We start from the raw sequence: 19,752 nt of genomic DNA, 5'->3' as shown, positions 1-19,752 counted from the left end.
GGTGAGACTACGCAAGGCTGCGTCCGGCGGACATTCCGCGGTGAGTCTTGCACGCAAGGCTCACGACGGGCCTTCCGCCGTGGTTTCTTATTGTCTTGTCTTAACGCTTCTTGCGGTTGGCAATGTGGATGGCGCCGCCATTCACAGCCAAAGCTGCTTCGTGCAAGGCTTCGGACAGGGTCGGATGGGAGAAAACCATCATGCCCAGGTCTTCAGCGCTGGTGCCGAATTCCATGCCGATCGCGCCCTGCTGAACCAGTTCTGCAGCGCTCGGGCCAATCACGTGGACGCCCAATACGCGGTCAGTCTTGGCATCGGCAATGACTTTCACGAAACCGCCGGTGTCGTTGGCTGCCATGGCACGGCCACTGGCTGCGAACGGGAAGGTGCCAACGTTAACTTCAACGCCTTCAGCCTTCAAGACCTGCTCGGTTTTACCGACCCACGCGATTTCCGGGTGAGTATAAATAACAGACGGGATCAGGTCATAGTTGATTTGGGCTTTGTGGCCCTTGATGCGCTCAACCACCATGATGCCTTCTTCGGACGCCTTGTGCGCCAGCATCATGCCGCGAACCACGTCACCGATCGCGTAAACGCCCGGCACGCTGGTGGCGCACTGGTCGTCAACGAATACGAAACCGCGCTCGTCGATGTTCACACCGCTGTCGGCAGCCAACAGTTCGGTGGTCACTGGACGGCGACCAACGGCAACGATCAGCTTGTCGAAGGTGATGTTCTGTTCGCCGTTGGCATCGGTGTAGTTCACAACGACTTCGTCGCCGTTCACTTTGGAACCGGTGACGCGAGCGCCCAGCTTGATGTCCAGACCTTGTTTGGTCAGGGTCTTGAAGGCTTCCTTGGAAACGGCTTCGTCAGCGGCTGGCAGGAACTTCTCCAGCGCTTCCAGGACAACCACTTGCGAACCCAGACGCGACCACACCGAACCCAGTTCCAGACCGATGACGCCAGCGCCGATCACGCCCAGACGCTTAGGTACGGATTGGAATTCCAGCGCGCCGGTCGAATCGACAATCACGTTCTGGTCAACCGGAGCCGGTGGAATGTCGATCGGACGCGAACCCGAAGCCAGAATCACGTTCTCGGCTTCGATGATTTCGACGGTGCCGTCCGGCTTGGTCAGTTCAACTTTCTTGCCGGCCAGCAGTTTGCCGTGGCCTTGCAGGGAAGTAACGCCGTTCGCCTTGAACAGGGTAGCAACGCCAGAGGTCAGGCCTTTGACGATGTTGGCTTTACGGCCAACCATTGCCGCCACGTCCATGGTCACGCCAGCGTGATTGATACCGTGGATGGCGAAGCCTTCTTTGGCTTCCTTGTATTTCCAGGAGCTGTCCAGCAGCGCCTTGGATGGAATGCAGCCGACGTTCAGGCAAGTACCGCCGAGGGCCAGTTTGCCTTCCTTGTCGGTGTATTTCTCGATGCAGGCAGTGGAGAGGCCCAGTTGCGCTGCTTTAATGGCAGCCACGTAACCGCCAGGGCCCGCGCCAATCACTACCACGTCGAATTTCTGAGTCATGTGTCATTCCTTCTCGAATCAAACCGGACAATCCCTTTTGGGGATTGTCGTGGGACGAAGCTGGTCATTACAGGAGGGCCGCCCATCACTGGCCGGCCCGTGCAACGAAATCAGATATCCAGCAGCAAACGAGCCGGGTCTTCCAGCAGGTTCTTGATGGTAACCAGGAAGGTCACAGCTTCTTTGCCATCGATCAGACGGTGATCGTAGGACAGAGCCAGGTACATCATCGGACGGATTACGACCTGACCGTTGATCGCCATAGGACGCTGCAGAATGTTGTGCATGCCCAGGATGGCCGCTTGTGGCGGGTTGACGATCGGGGTCGACATCATCGAACCGAAGGTACCACCGTTGGTGATGGTGAACGTACCGCCGGTCATTTCGTCCATCGACAGTTTGCCGTCGCGAGCCTTCTTGCCGAAGGTGGCGATGCCGCCTTCGATTTCAGCCAGGCTCATCAGTTCGGCGTTACGCAGAACCGGTACAACCAGGCCGCGGTCGCTGGAAACAGCCACACCGACGTCAGCGTAGCCGTGGTAAACGATGTCGGCACCGTCGATCGACGCGTTGACAGCCGGGAAGCGTTTCAGCGCTTCGGTGGCAGCCTTGACGAAGAACGACATGAAGCCCAGGCGTACGCCGTTGTGGGACTTCTCGAACAGGTCCTTGTACTTCGAACGCAGGGCCATGACTTCAGTCATGTCGACTTCGTTGAAGGTGGTCAGCATCGCCATGTTCGACTGCGCTTCTACCAGGCGCTTGGCCACGGTAGCGCGAACGCGGGTCATTGGAACGCGCTTCTCGATGCGGTCGCCAGCGGCGAACACAGGAGCAGCGGCAGCCGGGGCTGCAGCCTTGGCAGGCGCGGCAGCCGGAGCGGCTTTCTTGGCAGCAACGGCTGCAACCACGTCTTCCTTGGTCACACGACCGCCTTTGCCAGTGCCGGCAACGGAGGCGATGTTGATGCCGTTTTCTTCAGCCAGCTTGCGAGCAGCCGGTGCAGCAACAGGATCGTCTTCGCCTTCAGCGGCTGGAGCAGCAGCTTGTGCGGCGGCCGGAGCAGCGGCAGCAGCTGGGGCGGCAGCAGCGCCGCCCGCTTCGATGGAGCCCAGGACTTCGTCGGACAGAACGGTGTCGCCTTCGTTCTTGACGATAGCGCCCAGCACACCGTCGGCGGTAGCCAACACTTCCAGCACAACCTTGTCGGTTTCGATGTCGACGATCAGGTCGTCACGCTTTACAGCGTCGCCCGGTTGTTTGTGCCAGGTGGCAACGGTGCCATCGGCAACCGATTCCGGGAAAGTGGGGGCTTTGATTTCGATAGCCATTATCTGTGAGTCCTTAAATTCGGTTTCAGGTGCGCGAAGGCGTTAAACAGTAAAGGCGTCTTGCAGCAGTTTTTCCTGCTGCTCAGCGTGCATCGATGCATAACCACAAGCAGGTGCAGCAGAAGCATCACGGCCGGCGTATTCGAGTACGAGCGACTTGTTGTGATTGCCAACGATGCGGCGCATGTGATGCTGGCTGCAGTACCAGGCACCCTGGTTCATCGGCTCTTCCTGACACCAAACGATATGTTTGAGGTTGGTGTACGGAGCCAGGACTTCGTTCAAGTCGTCCTCAGGGAATGGGTACAGCTGCTCGATACGCACGATGGCGATGTCATCACGACCTTCGGCACGGCGTTTTTCCAGCAGGTCGTAGTAGACCTTGCCGCTACACAGAACAACGCGCTCGACCTTTTTCGGGTCCAGTGCATCGATTTCCGGGATCACGGTCTGGAACGAACCTTCGGCCAGATCTTCCAGGGTCGATACGGCCAGTTTGTGACGCAGCAGCGACTTCGGAGTCAGAACGATCAATGGCTTGCGCAGCGGGCGAATCACCTGACGGCGCAGCAAGTGATAGATCTGCGCCGGGGTAGTCGGTACAGCCACCTGAATGTTGTGCTCGGCGCACAGTTGCAGGTAACGCTCCAGACGTGCCGACGAGTGCTCCGGCCCCTGACCTTCGTAACCGTGCGGCAGCAGCATGGTCAGACCGCAGAGACGGCCCCACTTGTGCTCGCCACTGGTGATGAACTGGTCGATAACCACCTGGGCACCGTTGGCGAAGTCGCCGAACTGGGCTTCCCAGATCACCAGCGCCTCAGGCGTGGTGGTCGAGTAACCGTATTCGAACGCCAGCACGGCTTCTTCGGACAGGAACGAATCGTACAGGTCGAAACGCGGCTGGCCCTTGTACAGGTTTTGCAGCGGAACGTAGGTTCCCGCGTCTTTCTGGTTGTGCAAGACAGCGTGACGGTGCGAGAACGTACCGCGACCGATGTCCTGACCCGTCATGCGAATCGGGTGACCTTCGAACGCCAGGGTCGCGTACGCCATGGTTTCAGCGTAACCCCAGTTGATCGGCAGGCCGCCGGCTTGCATCTTCTGACGGTCTTCGTAGATTTTCGAGACCTGGCGCTGAACCACGAAGCCTTCCGGAATTTCCAGCAGCTTGGCGGACAGTTCCTGCAAGGTTTTCAGGTCGAAGCGGGTGTCATGACGTGCGGTCCAGGCGTGGCCCAGATACGGACGCCAGTCCACGAACAACTCTTTGTTCGGCTCTTTGACCAGGCTTTTTACAACATGCAGACCGTTGTCCAGCGCGTTGCGGTATTCGTCGACTTTCGCCTGAACACGCTCTGCGTCAAGTACGCCGCCCTGGGTCAGACGATCGGCATACAGCTCACGGGTGGTGCGCTGTTTGGTGATCTGCTGATACATGATCGGCTGGGTGCCGCTTGGCTCGTCGGCCTCGTTGTGGCCGCGACGACGGTAGCAGACCAGGTCGATCACCACGTCACGCTTGAACTGCATGCGGTAATCGATGGCCAGCTGGGTCACGAACAAAACGGCTTCCGGATCATCACCATTCACATGGAGGATCGGCGCCTGGATCATTTTCGCAACGTCGGTCGCGTACTCGGTGGAACGCGAGTCCAGCGGGTTGCTGATGGTGAAACCAACCTGGTTGTTGATCACGATGTGCACAGTGCCGCCGGTCTTGAAACCGCGGGTCTGCGACATCTGGAAGGTTTCCATCACCACGCCCTGACCGGCGAATGCCGCGTCACCGTGGATGGAGATCGGCAGAACCTTCTCGCCGGTAGGGTCGTTACGACGATCCTGACGGGCGCGAACCGAACCCTCGACCACTGGAGATACGATTTCCAGGTGAGACGGGTTGAAGGCCATCGCGAGGTGAACTTCACCGCCGGTGGTCATGACGTTGGACGAGAAGCCCTGGTGATATTTAACGTCACCGGAACCCAGCTCGACCTTCTTCTTGCCTTCGAACTCGTCGAACAGCTCGCGCGGGTTCTTGCCGAAGGTGTTGACCAGCACGTTCAGACGGCCACGGTGGGCCATGCCAATGACGATTTCCTTGGTGCCGTAGGAACCGGAACGCTGGATCAGTTCGTCGAGCATCGGAATCAGGCTCTCGCCGCCTTCCAGACCGAAACGCTTGGTGCCCGGGTATTTGGTGCCCAGGTATTTTTCCAGACCTTCGCCGGCAGTAACACGCTCAAGCAAGTGGCTCTTGATGTCGGCGGAATACGTCGGGCGACCACGCACGCTTTCCAGACGCTGCTGGAACCACTGGCGCTGCTCGGAATCGGTGATGTGCGTAAATTCAGCGCCGATGGTGCGGCAATATGTCTGCTGCAACGCTTCGTGAATTTCGCGTAGGCTCGCCTCCTCTTTGCCGATGAACAGGTCGCCGGCACGGAAGGTCGTATCAAGATCGGCATTGGTCAAGCCGTAATGATTGATCGACAGGTCTGCAGGTGCAGGACGCTGCCACAGCCCCAGCGGGTCAAGCTGGGCTGCCTGGTGGCCACGCATACGGTAGGCCTGGATCAATCGCAGCACTTCAACTTGCTTCTTCTCGTGCTCACTGCTCACGCTGCCGGCGGAAACCGGTTGGGCGCGGCGCTGGTTCTTTGCCAGCAGCACGAAATGATCGCGAATTGTGGAGTGCGAAACATCGGTGGCAGGGTTGCCGTCAGCCGGCAACTTCTGAAAGTAGGTGCGCCACTCTTCTGGCACAGCGTTAGGGTCGTGCAGGTAGAGCTCATAAAGCTCTTCCACATAGGCAGCGTTACTACCGGATAGGTAGGCGCTGTTCCACATGCGCTGCATCACGCTTTCTTGCATGCTTGGTCACCCTCGGTTAGGGGAACACCACCGGCGTCGACACCGAGCAAACTTGCAGAAGTCCGAATGCAGCGACCAAAACAAGCCACTTAGGATCACGCTGATAGTCCGGGTACCAGCCCGGATGCCCCTGCTTGTCTCATTTCTTCAAAATAAGAGCCGCAGCCTTATAAGCTGCTGCTCAGGTTAAAACTACGGCGCCGGTTGAAGCCTGCGCCGTAGCATCTACGGGTACAGCGGTCCTGCCTTCTGAATCACACGCCGCTTTGCAGCAGCATGTTACGTACGTGACCGATGGCCTTAGTCGGGTTCAGGCCTTTCGGACAGACGTTGACGCAGTTCATGATCCCGCGGCAGCGGAATACGCTGAACGGGTCATCCAGTGAAGCCAGACGCTCGGCAGTCTTGGTGTCGCGGCTGTCTGCCAGGAAGCGGTACGCTTGCAGCAGGGCAGCTGGACCCAGGAACTTGTCCGGGTTCCACCAGAAGGACGGGCAAGAGGTCGAGCAGCAAGCGCACAGGATGCACTCGTACAGACCGTCGAGCTTTTCACGCTCTTCAGGAGTCTGCAGACGTTCGATGGCCGGAGCCGGCGTGTCGTTCTGCAGGAATGGCTTAACCTTCTCGTATTGCTTGTAGAAGATGCTCATATCGACGACCAGGTCACGGATAACCGGCAAACCTGGCAACGGACGAACGATCAGCTTGTTACCTTTTACGACAGAAGACAGCGGCGTGACACACGCCAGGCCGTTTTTGCCGTTGATGTTCATGCCGTCGGAACCGCAAACACCTTCACGGCAAGAGCGACGATAGGAGAAACCTTCGTCCTGCTCTTTGATCAGGGCCAGCACGTCCAGCACCATCAGGTCTTTACCACCGGTGTCGACCTGGAATTCCTGCATGAACGGCGCAGCGTCCTGATCAGGGTTGTAGCGATAAACACTGACTTGCAACATGGCGGCCACCCTTAATAAGTCCGAATCTTAGGTTCAAAAGTCGGAACAGTCTTCGGCGAGAAGTTCACAGCACGCTTGGTCACGCGCTTGTCACCCGGGAAGTACAGGGTGTGGCACAGCCAGTTTTCGTCGTCGCGATCTTCGTAGTCTTCACGGGCGTGAGCGCCGCGGGACTCTTTGCGGATCTCTGCAGCGATGGCAGTGGCTTCGGCCACTTCCAGCAGGTTCTGCAGTTCCAGGGCTTCGATTCGAGCGGTGTTGAACGCCTGGCTCTTGTCGTTGATCTTGACGTTGGCGATACGGCCACGCAGATCAGCCAGCTGGGCAATACCCTTCTGCATGTATTCGCCGGTACGGAATACACCGAAGTAGTTCTGCATGCAGCTTTGCAGCTCTTTACGCAGGGTGGCGACGTCTTCGCCTTCGGTACGCGAGTTCAGGCCATCGAGACGAGCCAGGGCTGCGTCGATGTCGGACTGGCGAGGACGGGCGTAATCAACGCCTTCTTTCAGGGTCTGCTCCAGGAACAGGCCGGCCGCACGGCCGAATACCACCAGGTCGAGCAGCGAGTTGCCGCCCAGACGGTTGGCACCGTGAACCGATACGCACGCCACTTCGCCCACTGCGAACAGACCAGGAATGATCTGGTCGACGCCGTCGGCGTCCTGGGTGATTGCCTGGCCATGAATGTTGGTGGCTACGCCGCCCATCATATAGTGGCAGGTTGGAACGACCGGAATCGGCGCCACGGCTGGATCGACGTGGGCGAAGGTCTTGGACAGTTCCATGATGCCTGGCAGACGGCTGTGCAGAACTTCTTCACCGAGGTGATCGAGTTTCAGCATTACGTGGTCGCCATCCGGACCGCAACCGTTGCCGGCGATGATTTCTTTAACCATCGAGCGAGCAACAACGTCACGACCAGCCAGGTCTTTGGCGTTCGGAGCATAACGCTCCATGAAACGCTCGCCGTGCTTGTTGATCAGGTAACCGCCTTCACCGCGGCAACCTTCAGTAACCAGCACACCAGCGCCGGCGATGCCGGTCGGGTGGAACTGCCACATTTCAATGTCTTGTACCGGCACGCCAGCACGCAGGGCCATGCCGACGCCGTCACCGGTGTTGATCAGGGCATTGGTGGTGGACGAGTAGATACGACCTGCACCGCCAGTCGCCAGTACGGTGGCGTTAGCGCGGACGTAGGAAGTTTCGCCAGTTTCGATGCAGATGACGATCATGCCGACAAAGGCACCATCTTCGTTCTTCACCAGGTCGACGCCGTAGTATTCGTTGAGGAATACGGTGCCGGCCTTCAGGTTGGCCTGGTACAGGGTGTGCAGCAGCGCGTGACCAGTACGGTCGGCAGCGGCGCACGTACGTGCAGCCTGGCCACCTTTACCGAAGTCTTTCGACTGACCGCCGAACGGACGCTGATAGATGCGGCCCTGCTCGGTACGGGAGAACGGCAAGCCCATGTGCTCAAGTTCGAAAACAGCTTCCGGGCCTACGGAACACATGTATTCGATAGCGTCCTGGTCACCGATGTAGTCGGAACCCTTGACGGTATCGTACATGTGCCAGCGCCAGTCATCGTTCGGATCAGCCGAGGCGATGGCGCAGGTGATGCCACCCTGGGCGGATACAGTGTGCGAACGAGTCGGGAAAACCTTGGTAACCACGGCAGTCTTGTGACCACCTTGTGCCAGCTGCAGCGCAGCGCGCATGCCAGCACCGCCGCCGCCAATGATGATGGCGTCGAACGAAAGCGTATTAACGGTAGTAGACATGAATCAGATACCCCAGAGAATCTGCACACCCCAGACGAAGTAAGCGAACATCGCAACGCCGCATACTGCCTGGAAAAGGAAACGTATTGCAGTCGCGGACTTGCCGAACGCCATTGGCGTCAGGTAGTCGGTCGCGATGGTCCACATGCCGACCCAGGCGTGAGCGCCGAGGGCAACGAGGGCCAGGAGACTGAAAATACGCATCCAGTTGCTTGCGAACAGTTCATGCCATTGGGCGTAGCCGATGCCAGGGTTGGCGACGACGTATCCGATCAGGAAAATGAAATAAGCCGCGAGAACGACCGCAGACACACGTTGTGCCATCCAGTCATAGAGGCCCGAACGCGACAGGTTCGTGACGTTAGTTACCATATCCAGACTCCTGCCAGAACGATTACCACCACGGAAACGGCGATAACGATTTTCGAGCCCAGTTTGCCGCCTTCAAGCGACTCGCCGATGCCCATGTCCATCATCAAATGGCGCACACCGGCAACCAGGTGATACAGCAAGGCGGACAGGATGCCCCAAATCACTAGCTTGGCTAGCGGACTGGTCAGACACGCTTTCACCTGACCGAAGCCTTCTTCCGAGTCGAGCGACTTGTCCAATGCATAAAGCATGATGGCCAGGCTGACGAAGAGAATGATTCCGGAGATTCGGTGAAGAATGGACGTGTAAGCAGTGACTGGGAGTTTGATGGTCCTTAGGTCTAGGTTTACAGGTCGTTGGCTATTCACGGCTTTTTTTCACACTGAAGAGCCCCTAACAATCAGGGCAAAGTTGTTGGGGAGTGCACTGGTCAGGTACCCACCACCCAGGGAGTGCGACCCCCAGTAAAGCAGGCCCAAAAGCCCCTGGCGGTCGGAGGCCGAGTATAGACAGTTAGGCTACTAATGACAACGCGTTCACCTTCCCCTAATAGCTCATTGCACAAGTTGGATAAAAGGCGTAAATGGCAGTCAATTTCGAGGAAAAAGTCCGGTTAAAGCCTTCTGGAGCAAGACTTTAGGCAAATTGACATTCGAATTTATCTCACTATAGTGGTGCGGGCCCTGCGTGGGGGGTCTGTCTGATGATTTCAAGCATAAATAGGAGGCCACATGGCTGACAAAAAAGCGCAGTTGATCATCGAGGGCGCAGCCCCCGTCGAGCTGCCCATTTTAACCGGCACCGTTGGTCCCGATGTAATCGATGTTCGGGGCCTGACGGCCACGGGCCGTTTCACCTTTGACCCTGGTTTCATGTCGACAGCTTCCTGCGAGTCGAAGATCACCTATATCGACGGCGACAACGGCATTCTGCTGCACCGCGGTTACCCGATCGAACAGCTGGCTGAAAAGTCGGACTACCTGGAAACCTGCTATCTGCTGCTCAACGGCGAATTGCCGACCGCAGAACAGAAGGCCCAGTTCGTCAGCACCGTGAAGAACCACACCATGGTTCACGAGCAGCTGAAGACCTTCTTCAACGGTTTCCGTCGCGACGCCCACCCAATGGCCGTCATGTGCGGTGTAGTCGGCGCCCTCTCGGCCTTCTACCACGACTCCCTCGACATCAATAACCCGCAGCATCGCGAAATCTCCGCGATCCGCCTGGTTGCCAAGATGCCGACCCTGGCAGCGATGGTTTACAAGTACTCTATGGGCCAACCCATGATGTACCCGCGCAACGACCTGACGTACGCGGAAAACTTCCTGCACATGATGTTCAACACCCCGTGCGAGATCAAACCGATCAGCCCGGTACTCGCCAGCGCCATGGACAAGATTTTCATCCTCCATGCCGACCACGAGCAGAACGCATCGACTTCCACTGTACGCCTGGCCGGCTCTTCGGGTGCCAACCCGTTTGCCTGTATCGCCGCCGGCATCGCTGCACTGTGGGGCCCTGCCCACGGCGGCGCGAACGAAGCTGTTCTGACCATGCTCGACGAAATTGGCGATGTGTCGAACATCGACAAGTACATCGCCAAGGCCAAGGACAAGAACGATCCGTTCAAGCTGATGGGCTTCGGTCACCGCGTTTACAAAAACCGCGACCCGCGCGCTACCGTCATGAAGCAGACTTGCGACGAAGTGCTGAAGGAACTGGGTATCAAGCACGACAAGCAACTCGAACTGGCTATGCGCCTGGAAGAGATCGCGCTGACCGACCCGTACTTCATCGAGCGCTCGCTGTACCCGAACGTCGACTTCTACTCGGGGATCATCCTCAAGGCGATCGGCATTCCAACCAGCATGTTCACCGTGATCTTCGCTCTGGCGCGGACTGTCGGCTGGATCTCCCACTGGAAAGAAATGCTCTCCAGCCCGTACAAGATTGGCCGTCCGCGCCAGCTGTACACTGGCTACGAGTCGCGTGACATTACCAAGCTGGAAGACCGCAAATAAGACCTGTCTTGCGATAACGTCTTAAGTTGTACCGGGAACGGCCTCTATTTATATAGAGGCCGTTTTTGTTTGTGTGGTTTCAGTGGTATCAGCGGCCAGTGGGCCGACTGGGTTTTGGGTTGGGTGCATATCCGTTTCTGCGGTGACGGCTACTGGCGGTTTCGCTCTTACAGCGACTCACTTTTCCAGACGCCGAAAAGTAAGCAAAAGGCTTCGCCCCGGCGTACGGCGCCTCGCTGAGGCTCCGCGTTCCCTCGCTACGGTGTCCATCAGGGGGCATCGCCTACGGTCTGCTTCGCGACGACCTCCTCTCGATGTGTGCGGCTTCGCCGCACGGCGCTACGCGCCTAACCCCCTGATGAACACCTACGCTCGGCCTGCCGAAGGGGCGAAAGATCAAGATCAAGATCAAGATCAAGATCAACGTCAAAAGCCAAAGCCAAAGCCAAAGCCAAAGCCAAAGCCAAAGCCAAAGCCAAAGCCAAAGCCTTCGGGAAGCTTGCGTACATCCGCAAGTACAGGTCGGCTACCAAGCCGCCTTCGCAGGCAAGCCAGCTCCCACAGGGTTCGGTGTATACCTGCAAGAGATTGGTCGGCTGTCAGGCCGCCATCGCGAGCAGGCTCACTCCCACATAAAGCAGATCGACGTACACCTGCTTCTCACCACTCATCAGGCCGAGCGTTAGCTCGCCTGCAGCTCTTGATCTTGATCCACCCGCCCCTTCGGCAGGCTGAGTGGAGGTGTTCATCCGGGGAGTGGCGCGCAGCGCCGTTCGACGCAGTCGAACACGCTGCATGTAGGTCGTCGCGAAGCAGACCGGAGGGCAGTGTCCCCGGATGGATACCGGAGCGAAGGTACGCCGAGCCCAGGCGAGGGGCCGGACGTTCGGGGCGAGCCTTTTTTTGCTTACTTTTTTTTGGCGTTTGAAAAAAAAGTGAGTCGCCGTAAGGGCGAAACCGCCAGCCGCCGTTACCGCAGGAATGGATATGTACACCTGAAAGAACATGGTCGGCTATCAGGCCGCCATCGCAGGCAAGCCAGCTCCCACAGATTCAACCCAACGCCCAAAAAAATACCCCAATCTCTCGACCGGGGCATTTTTCGTTTAACGCAACTTACACAGACAAACTCGAAGCCTTAGTGAGAAACCGCCCCACTCGCCCCCAACCCGGTCTGCGAACGAACAAACTGCGGGAAGAACAGCGCACGCTCATTAACGCCAGCCGCGGACTTGTCAGTGATCGAGAAGAACCAGATCCCGACAAACGCAATGGCCATCGAGAACAACGCCGGGTACTCATACGGGAAGATAGCCTTCTCGTGATGCAGGATCTGCACCCAAATGGTTGGCCCAAGCACCATCAAACCAACAGCGCTGATCAGACCCAACCAGCCACCGATCATCGCACCGCGAGTGGTCAGTTTCTTCCAGTACATGGAAAGCAGCAGCACCGGGAAGTTACAGCTCGCCGCGATGGAGAACGCCAGGCCCACCATGAACGCGATGTTCTGGCTTTCGAACAGAATGCCCAGACCGATCGCCAGCACCGCCAAAGCGATGGTGGTGATTTTCGAGACACGGATCTCGTCCTTCTCGTTGGCCTTGCCTTTCTTGATCACGCTGGCATACAAGTCGTGAGACACCGCCGAAGCACCGGCCAGGGTCAAACCGGCAACCACCGCCAGAATGGTCGCGAACGCTACCGCCGAGATGAAGCCCAGGAAAATACTGCCACCCACCGCGTTGGCCAGGTGCACCGCCGCCATGTTGTTGCCGCCCAACAGCGCGCCAGCCGCATCTTTAAAGACCGGGTTAGTGCTGACCAGCAGGATCGCACCGAAGCCGATGATGAAAGTCAGGATGTAGAAGTAGCCAATGAAGCCGGTTGCGTACAGCACGCTCTTGCGAGCTTCCTTCGCGTCACTCACGGTAAAGAAGCGCATCAGAATGTGCGGCAGGCCAGCGGTACCAAACATCAGTGCCAGGCCGAGGGAGAACGCGGAAACCGGATCTTTCACCAGACCGCCCGGGCTCATGATCGCTTCGCCTTTGGCGTGAACCTTGATCGCCTCGGAGAACAGCGTGTTGAAGTCAAAGTTGACGTGCTTCATCACCATCAGCGCCATGAACGAGGCACCGGACAGCAACAGTACTGCCTTGATGATCTGCACCCAAGTGGTCGCCAGCATGCCGCCGAACAGCACGTACATGCACATCAGGACGCCGACCAGGATCACGGCTACATGGTAATCCAGACCGAACAGCAACTGGATCAGCTTGCCGGCCCCGACCATTTGCGCGATCAGGTAGAACGCCACCACCACCAGCGAACCGCAAGCGGACAGCGAGCGAATCTGGGTTTGCCCAAGGCGGTAGGACGCCACATCGGCAAAGGTGTACTTACCCAGGTTACGCAGGCGCTCGGCGATCAGGAACAGAATGATCGGCCAGCCCACCAGGAAGCCGATCGAGTAGATCAGGCCATCGTAGCCGGAGGTGAACACCAGAGCGGAAATACCCAGGAAGGACGCCGCGGACATGTAGTCACCGGCAATCGCCAGACCGTTCTGGAAACCGGTGATCTTGCCGCCAGCCGCATAGTAGTCGGCCGCCGAGTTGTTTTTCTTGGAGGCCCAGTAGGTGATATACAAAGTCGCGCCGACAAACGCCACGAACATCAGGATCGCGGCGACGTTCAGCGGTTGTTTCTGCACGGCGCCGGTCAGGGCTTCAGCCGCCCAGGCACCCGGTGCGAATGCTGCAACGCTCAATAGAGCCAATAGACGCCGGATCATTGCTGAGCCTCCTTGAGAATCAGATTGTTCAGGTCGTCGAATTCGCCATTGGCGCGTCGTACGTAGATTGCAGTCAGGACAAAGGCCGAGAGAATCAGCCCGACACCAATCGGTATCCCCCAGGTAATCGAAGACTCGGGGTTGATTTTCGCCCCAAGAATATGCGGCCCGTAAGCAATCAAAAGGATGAATCCGGAGTACAGCCCAAGCATGATCGCCGAAAGAATCCAGGCGAACCTTTCTCGCTTACTAACCAGCTCCTTGAAGCGCGGGCTGTTTTGAATCGAGAGGTAAATGCTGTCGTTCATTGTTTTTATCCTCGCAGCACAGATTAAAGTTGGAACGTTATCCACTCTATGCGGCTGCGGAACTGGTTCCAGACGACCTTAGTATTAGAACGACATGACGGTCTGGCCATTTTCCAGCAGATAATAATTAGCCAGCTTTGCACCCTTCTCCTGCGGAAAAGAAAAAGGCCCGTTGGCAGAACTGCCAAAGGGCCTTGAGAGGTGCTGATTAGAGGCTTCAGCTCAAATCACTTGATCCAGTCTGCAACGCGCTCAGGGTGTTTTGCCACCCAATCCTTCGCCGCGGCTTCAGGCTTGGCGCCATCTTGAATCGCCAACATGACTTCGCCGATTTCGTCTTTCGACGCCCACTGGAAGTTCTTCAGGAACTTGGCAACTTCGGGTGCCTTGGTCGCCAGTTCTTTGCTGCCGATGTTGTTTACGGTTTCAGCCGCGCCATAAACGCCTTTCGGGTCGTCCAGGAAGCGCAGTTTCCACTTGGCGAACATCCAGTGCGGCACCCAACCGGTCACGGCAATGGATTCGTTCTTCTTCTCGGCACGGGTCAACTCGGCAATCATGCCGGCGCCGGAACTGGCCTTGAGTTGATACCCGGTCAGATCGTAATCCTTGATCGCCTGCTCGGTTTTAAGCATCACGCCCGAACCGGCGTCGATGCCGACGATGCGTTTTTTGAAGGTGTCGTCAGTTTTCAGATCATCAATGGTTTTGGCCTTGACGTATTCCGGCACGATCAAGCCGATTTTTGCATCCTTGAAGTTCGGACCGTAATCGACGACTTGATCCTTGTTCTTGGTCCAGTATTCGCCGTGAGTCACCGGCAGCCAGGCCGACAACATGGCGTCGAGTTTACCGGTGGCCACACCCTGCCACATGATCCCGGTGGCGACGGCTTGAAGTTTCACGTCGTAACCCAGCTTTTGCTTGATCACTTCGGCGGCCACATGGGTGGTCGCGACGCTGTCGGACCAGCCGTCAACGTAACCGATGCTCAGGGTTTTGCTCTCGGCATTGGCCATCGTGGAGCCAATCGCAAGCACCAGAGCGGCACCGGCGCCTAAAAGTCGTCGCATCTTCATCGTTACTTCCCCGAAAGTGCTGCGCTCGACGGGTGCCGAGTCGCGTCAACGTATTGTTATGGTGCACAGCGCCCCCATCACACCCACCGCAAACTCGTTCGAACATCAGCGTGATTTTCAATGAGAGCACTGATGCGTCGATCATCAACCTGACGACAACCGCGACCTGCTCTGTCAGCGACCTCAAGGCATCGAGAAACGACATCAGATCGCCATTAATCTAGTGCACAGAAAGCACACCGGCCAATCCGCCTGAACTTTGCATGTCAAAATCATGCAAGGGCCCAAGTGCGGGGTAAATGCAGGTAACATGCGCGGCTTTGCTCCCAGACGGCCTGACCATGCCCGCGACATCCCGCTTTCCTTTTCTGGCTTATCTCTTCGCTTGCCTGCTGGGGCTGTTTGCCCTTGGCGGCTTCTGGTATGGCCTCGGTAAACCGGTGGTTCTGCCGGACGTGGCCAGTGCGACGCACAAGCTGCAGTGCGCCTCCTATACCCCGTTCGACAAAGACCAGTCGCCGTTCGACGTGCCGTTCAAATTGCGCCCCGAGCGCATGGACGCCGACCTGGCGCTGCTGGCCAAAAGCTTCGAATGCATTCGCACCTATTCCATGACCGGTCTCGAGGCCCTGCCCGATCTGGCCCGCAAGCATGGTCTGAAACTGATGATCGGTGCCTGGGTCAACAGCAACCCGGTGGACACCGAGAAAGAAGTCGACCTGCTGATCGCCTCGGCCAACGCCAATGCGGACGTGGTGACTTCGGTGATCGTCGGCAACGAAACCCTGCTGCGCAAGGAAATCACCGGTGCGCAACTGGCGAAGCTGATCAATAAAGTCAAAAGTCAGGTCAAGCAGCCGGTCACTTACGCCGACGTCTGGGAGTTTTGGCTCAAGCACCCGGAAATCGCCCCGGCGGTGGATTTCCTGACCATCCATTTGCTGCCGTATTGGGAAGACGATCCATCGAACATCGACGCAGCGCTGCAGCACGTGGCTGAAGTGCGTCAGGTGTTCGGCAACAAATTCGCGCCCAAGGACGTGGTGATTGGCGAAACCGGTTGGCCGAGCGAAGGCCGCCAGCGCGAAACCGCGCTGCCGAGCCGGGTTAACGAAGCCAAGTTCATCCGTGGTTTTGTCATCATGGCCGAACAGCAAGGCTGGCATTACAACCTGATCGAAGCCTTCGACCAGCCCTGGAAACGCGCCAGCGAAGGTGCCGTCGGTGGTTACTGGGGGCTGTTCGACGCTGATCGCCAGGACAAAGGCGTGCTGGCCGGCCCTGTGTCGAACGTGCCGTACTGGTTGCAGTGGCTGGCCGTTGGCGGCTTGATCTTCCTTGGCACGCTGATGCTCGGCGGGCGTGTACGCACCACGCGCGCCGCCTTGGTGCTGCCGCTGCTCGGCGCACTGGCGGCGTGCTCGATTGGCGCCTGGGGCGATCTGGCGCGTGTCACTACCCGATTTGCGAGTGAATGGTTGTGGGTGGCGTTGCTGACTGGGTTGAATCTGCTGGTACTGGCGCATGCCGCGCTGACGCTGAGCGCCCGAACTGGCTGGCGTGAGCGGGCGTTCAATGCACTGGAACGTCGAGCCGGCTGGCTGGTCGCTGCGGCAGGTTTTGCGGCGGCGGTGATGATGCTGGAGCTGGTGTTCGATCCGCGCTACCGCAGTTTCCCGAGTGTCGCGTTCATCCTGCCAGCACTGGTTTACCTGTGCCGCCCGGTCAGCGTGCCCCGTCGTGAAATCGCCCTGCTGACCTTCATCATCGGCGCCGGCATTGCGCCGCAGCTGTACGTTGAAGGCTTGCAGAACCAGCAGGCCTGGGGTTGGGCGCTGGTGAGTGTGTTGATGGTTGCCGCGTTGTGGCGCAGTTTGCGGGTTCGCAAGGCCTGATCTTCAGCGCGGCTACCGGCCTCATCGCGAGCAGGCTCGCTCCCACAGTTGATCTCTGTCGCTCAGATGATCCCTGTGGGAGCGAGCCTGCTCGCGATAACGGACTGTCAGGCGCTGCGGGAAGCCCTGACCAGACGCAGAGCAGCAATCACCACCGCAAAAACAGCCAAAGTAGTGTTGTACAACGCCAACGCCGGAAACCCGAACACCAGCGCCAGCACCGCCAGCCACCACCCCGCCCGACCCGGCACCACAAACCCGATGATCGCGGCGGCCAATGCGGCGTAGCCCAACATCTTGAAGTGAATCATCAAGCCCAGGCTCGAACGAATCTGGCATTCCCAGCGGCTCGCCTCGTCCACGCAGATGCCAACCCACTGCGCATCCTCCATAAAGCCATAACGCGCGCCATAACTGGCGGCCAGCCATAAAGGCAGCAAAACAAGCAGCAGAATCACAGGCAGACGGCGGGACATGAAGCACTCCAATAAGCGAAAACGGCGGCCAGCTTAATCCCCCGACAGCGCTTAGCAAACGCGCATAGCAGATAATTGGTCACGAAATAGCTGCAAAGTGTATCGTCCAACTACTATTGATCCGAAATACGCCCTGATTGGTGCCGCAGCATGGCACTTTGGCGCAACCCCCGTGGTCATAGCCTGCAAACTTCATTCGGCACCTTCCTCTAAGGGATCTAGTCATGCTCCGTTCCTTGCGCTTCGCCGCCTTGTTTGGCGGCCTTATTTTGAGTGCGTCCGCACTGGCGGTCGATATCGACGCCGCCAGTTATGGCTACCCCTTGACCAACCCGTTCGAGGCGACCATCGCCACGACTCCGCCGGACCTGCGTCCGGAGTTGCCGCTGGACGACGACATCGACCAACAGACACGCAGCGTGACCCTGCGCCCGGAGCGTGCATTCGAACTGCCAGACAATTTCTGGCCGGTCAAAAAGCTGACCTACCGCATTGCCACGCAAGACAAGGCAGCGCCGCTGATCTTCCTGATCGCCGGCACCGGCGCGCGTTATGACAGCAGCCTCAACGAATACCTGAAAAAGCTCTACTACAAGGCCGGTTATCACGTGGTGCAGCTGTCGTCGCCCACCAGCTTCGACTTCATGAGCGCGGCTTCACGCTTTGCCACACCGGGTATAACCAAGGAAGATGCCGAAGACATGTACCGGGTGATGCAGGCCGTGCGGGCGCAAAACCCGAACGTCCCCGTCACTGATTACTACCTGACCGGTTACAGCCTGGGCGCGCTGGACGCGGCCTTCGTCGCGCACCTGGACGAAACCCGTCGCAGCTTCAACTTCAAGAAAGTCTTGCTGCTCAACCCGCCGGTCAACCTCTACACCTCGATCACCAACCTGGACAAGCTGGTCCAGACCGAGGTCAAGGGCATCAACAACAGCACCACGTTCTATGAACTGGTGCTGAACAAGCTGACCCGCTACTTCCAGCAAAAAGGCTACATCGACCTCAACGATGCCCTGCTCTACGACTTCCAGCAGTCCAAGCAGCACCTGACCAACGAACAGATGGCCATGCTGATCGGCACTTCGTTCCGCTTTTCTGCGGCCGACATTGCCTTCACCTCGGACCTGATCAACCGTCGCGGCTTGATCACCCCGCCGAAATACCCGATCACCGAAGGCACCAGCCTCACGCCGTTCCTCAAGCGTGCGCTGCAATGCGACTTCGACTGCTACATCACCGAGCAGGTTATCCCGATGTGGCGCGCCCGCACCGACGGCGGCAGCCTGCTGCAACTGATCGATCAGGTCAGCCTGTATGCTCTCAAGGATTACCTGCACGACAGCCCGAAAATCGCGGTCATGCACAACGCCGACGACGTGATCCTCGGCCCAGGCGACCTCGGTTTCCTGCGCAAGACCTTCGGCGACCGTCTGACCGTTTATCCACTGGGCGGCCATTGCGGCAACCTAAATTACCGCGTCAACAGCGACGCTATGCTGGAGTTCTTCCGTGGCTAAATACCTCCTGCTTATCGCTGCGTTACTCTGTGCAGGCGTCGCCAATGCAGACAACAGCAAAGCCAACGCCCCTGTCGTGGTCGACAGTGACGGTTTCAAGGAACCGCTGAGCAAACTCAAGTTCAACCCGGGGCTGGATCAGCGCGAGTTCGAACGTTCCACGCTCAACGCGCTGAACGTCTACGACCCGCTGGAAGAGTGGAACCGCCGGGTTTATCACTTCAACTACCGCTTCGACCAATGGGTGTTTCTGCCGGTGGTCGACGGTTATCGCTACATCACCCCAAGTTTCCTGCGCACCGGCGTTAGCAACTTCTTCAATAACATCGGCGATGTGCCGAACCTGATGAACAGCCTGCTGCAGTTCAAAGGCAAGCGTTCGATGGAAACCACCGCGCGCCTGCTGCTCAACACCACCATCGGCATTGCCGGCCTGTGGGACCCGGCCACCTCCATGGGCCTGCCGCGCCAGGCCGAAGACTTCGGTCAGACCCTGGGCTTCTACGGTGTACCGGGCGGCGCCTACTTCGTGTTACCGATCCTCGGCCCTTCGAACATCCGCGACACCGGCGGCCTGGTGGTGGACTTCAGCGCCGAATCGGCGATCAACTTCCTGAACGTCTCGGAAGTCAGCTCTAACCATCCTGAAGTCTGGGCCCTGCGCGGCGTCGACAAGCGCTACCAGAACAGCTTCCGCTACGGCCAGCTGAACTCGCCGTTCGAGTACGAGAAAGTGCGTTACGTGTACACCGAGTCACGCAAGTTGCAGATTGCCGAGTAAATCCGGCGGCAA

16 protein-coding genes are annotated in these 19,752 nt (G+C 58.2%); 4 read left to right on the top strand and 12 right to left on the bottom strand.

Annotation, left to right across the window (positions count from 1 at the left end):
* Positions 1–100 precede the first annotated feature (100 nt).
* The 7 genes from lpdA to sdhC form a co-directional block, all read right to left on the bottom strand.
* A complete protein-coding gene (gene lpdA / locus ACA060_RS08170) occupies positions 101–1,537 on the bottom strand; it encodes a dihydrolipoyl dehydrogenase (protein ID WP_077749772.1) in 1,437 nt (478 codons plus the stop codon).
* Positions 1,538–1,647: 110 nt separating this feature from the next.
* A complete protein-coding gene (gene odhB, locus ACA060_RS08165) occupies positions 1,648–2,868 on the bottom strand; it encodes a 2-oxoglutarate dehydrogenase complex dihydrolipoyllysine-residue succinyltransferase (RefSeq protein WP_033056077.1) in 1,221 nt (406 codons plus the stop codon).
* Positions 2,869–2,910: 42 nt separating this feature from the next.
* The gene (locus ACA060_RS08160) at positions 2,911–5,742 is read right to left on the bottom strand and encodes a 2-oxoglutarate dehydrogenase E1 component (RefSeq protein WP_497316516.1); all 2,832 of its coding nucleotides are present in this window, start codon (positions 5,740–5,742) and stop codon (positions 2,911–2,913) included.
* Between the two features lie 254 nt (positions 5,743–5,996).
* Positions 5,997–6,701 carry a succinate dehydrogenase iron-sulfur subunit gene (locus tag ACA060_RS08155; RefSeq protein ID WP_157711726.1) on the bottom strand — a complete coding sequence of 235 codons (705 nt, stop codon included), beginning with the start codon at positions 6,699–6,701 and terminating at the stop codon, positions 5,997–5,999.
* A gap of 11 nt (positions 6,702–6,712) precedes the next feature.
* The gene (sdhA, locus tag ACA060_RS08150; protein WP_008032662.1) at positions 6,713–8,488 is read right to left on the bottom strand and encodes a succinate dehydrogenase flavoprotein subunit; all 1,776 of its coding nucleotides are present in this window, start codon (positions 8,486–8,488) and stop codon (positions 6,713–6,715) included.
* Positions 8,489–8,491: 3 nt separating this feature from the next.
* Positions 8,492–8,860 carry a succinate dehydrogenase, hydrophobic membrane anchor protein gene (gene sdhD, locus ACA060_RS08145; RefSeq protein ID WP_007945134.1) on the bottom strand — a complete coding sequence of 123 codons (369 nt, stop codon included), beginning with the start codon at positions 8,858–8,860 and terminating at the stop codon, positions 8,492–8,494.
* Positions 8,854–9,228 (bottom strand): succinate dehydrogenase, cytochrome b556 subunit, encoded by a 375-nt coding sequence (gene sdhC / locus ACA060_RS08140; protein ID WP_082555868.1) that lies wholly within the window; start codon positions 9,226–9,228, stop codon positions 8,854–8,856. The genes sdhD and sdhC overlap by 7 nt, the downstream gene beginning before the upstream one ends.
* Positions 9,229–9,591: 363 nt before the next feature.
* Between sdhC and gltA the strand changes: the two genes are divergently transcribed.
* Complete coding sequence (gene gltA / locus ACA060_RS08135) at positions 9,592–10,881, top strand: citrate synthase (RefSeq protein ID WP_109628635.1); 1,290 nt, start codon at positions 9,592–9,594, stop codon at positions 10,879–10,881.
* Between the two features lie 599 nt (positions 10,882–11,480).
* Here gltA and ACA060_RS08130 read toward each other — a convergent pair.
* From ACA060_RS08130 to ACA060_RS08115, 4 genes are all read right to left on the bottom strand, one after another.
* Positions 11,481–11,888 carry a hypothetical protein gene (locus ACA060_RS08130; protein ID WP_497316512.1) on the bottom strand — a complete coding sequence of 136 codons (408 nt, stop codon included), beginning with the start codon at positions 11,886–11,888 and terminating at the stop codon, positions 11,481–11,483.
* Between the two features lie 131 nt (positions 11,889–12,019).
* A complete protein-coding gene (locus ACA060_RS08125; RefSeq protein ID WP_497316510.1) occupies positions 12,020–13,678 on the bottom strand; it encodes a cation acetate symporter in 1,659 nt (552 codons plus the stop codon).
* Positions 13,675–13,986, bottom strand: a complete 312-nt coding sequence (locus ACA060_RS08120; RefSeq protein WP_109628632.1) for a DUF485 domain-containing protein — start codon at positions 13,984–13,986, stop codon at positions 13,675–13,677. Before ACA060_RS08120 ends, ACA060_RS08125 begins: the two co-directional genes overlap by 4 nt.
* A 227-nt stretch (positions 13,987–14,213) precedes the next feature.
* Positions 14,214–15,065, bottom strand: a complete 852-nt coding sequence (locus tag ACA060_RS08115; RefSeq protein WP_109628631.1) for a glycine betaine ABC transporter substrate-binding protein — start codon at positions 15,063–15,065, stop codon at positions 14,214–14,216.
* Positions 15,066–15,364: 299 nt separating this feature from the next.
* On the opposite strand from ACA060_RS08115, the gene ACA060_RS08110 reads away from it, so the two are divergent.
* On the top strand, positions 15,365–16,960 hold the full coding sequence (locus ACA060_RS08110) for a glycoside hydrolase family 17 protein (protein WP_497316508.1): 1,596 nt from the start codon (positions 15,365–15,367) through the stop codon (positions 16,958–16,960).
* 107 nt (positions 16,961–17,067) lie between these two features.
* Here the strand turns inward: ACA060_RS08110 and ACA060_RS08105 are convergent, their stop codons facing one another.
* Positions 17,068–17,436, bottom strand: a complete 369-nt coding sequence (locus ACA060_RS08105; RefSeq protein WP_497316506.1) for a hypothetical protein — start codon at positions 17,434–17,436, stop codon at positions 17,068–17,070.
* 224 nt (positions 17,437–17,660) lie between these two features.
* Here ACA060_RS08105 and ACA060_RS08100 point away from each other — a divergent pair, with 224 nt between their 5' ends.
* Both ACA060_RS08100 and ACA060_RS08095 read left to right on the top strand, forming a co-directional pair.
* Positions 17,661–18,959, top strand: coding sequence for a serine/threonine protein kinase (locus tag ACA060_RS08100; RefSeq protein WP_109628628.1), 1,299 nt, complete (start codon positions 17,661–17,663; stop codon positions 18,957–18,959).
* Entirely contained in the window at positions 18,952–19,740 is a 789-nt protein-coding gene (locus ACA060_RS08095; RefSeq protein ID WP_497316504.1) for an MlaA family lipoprotein, read from the top strand. Before ACA060_RS08100 ends, ACA060_RS08095 begins: the two co-directional genes overlap by 8 nt.
* The last annotated feature ends 12 nt before the right edge of the window (positions 19,741–19,752 follow it).

Source organism: Pseudomonas sp. LBUM1671 (assembly GCF_059695685.1).
The sequence above is the reverse complement of the archived record's forward strand: the minus strand, read 5'-3'. Positions and strand labels throughout refer to the sequence as shown.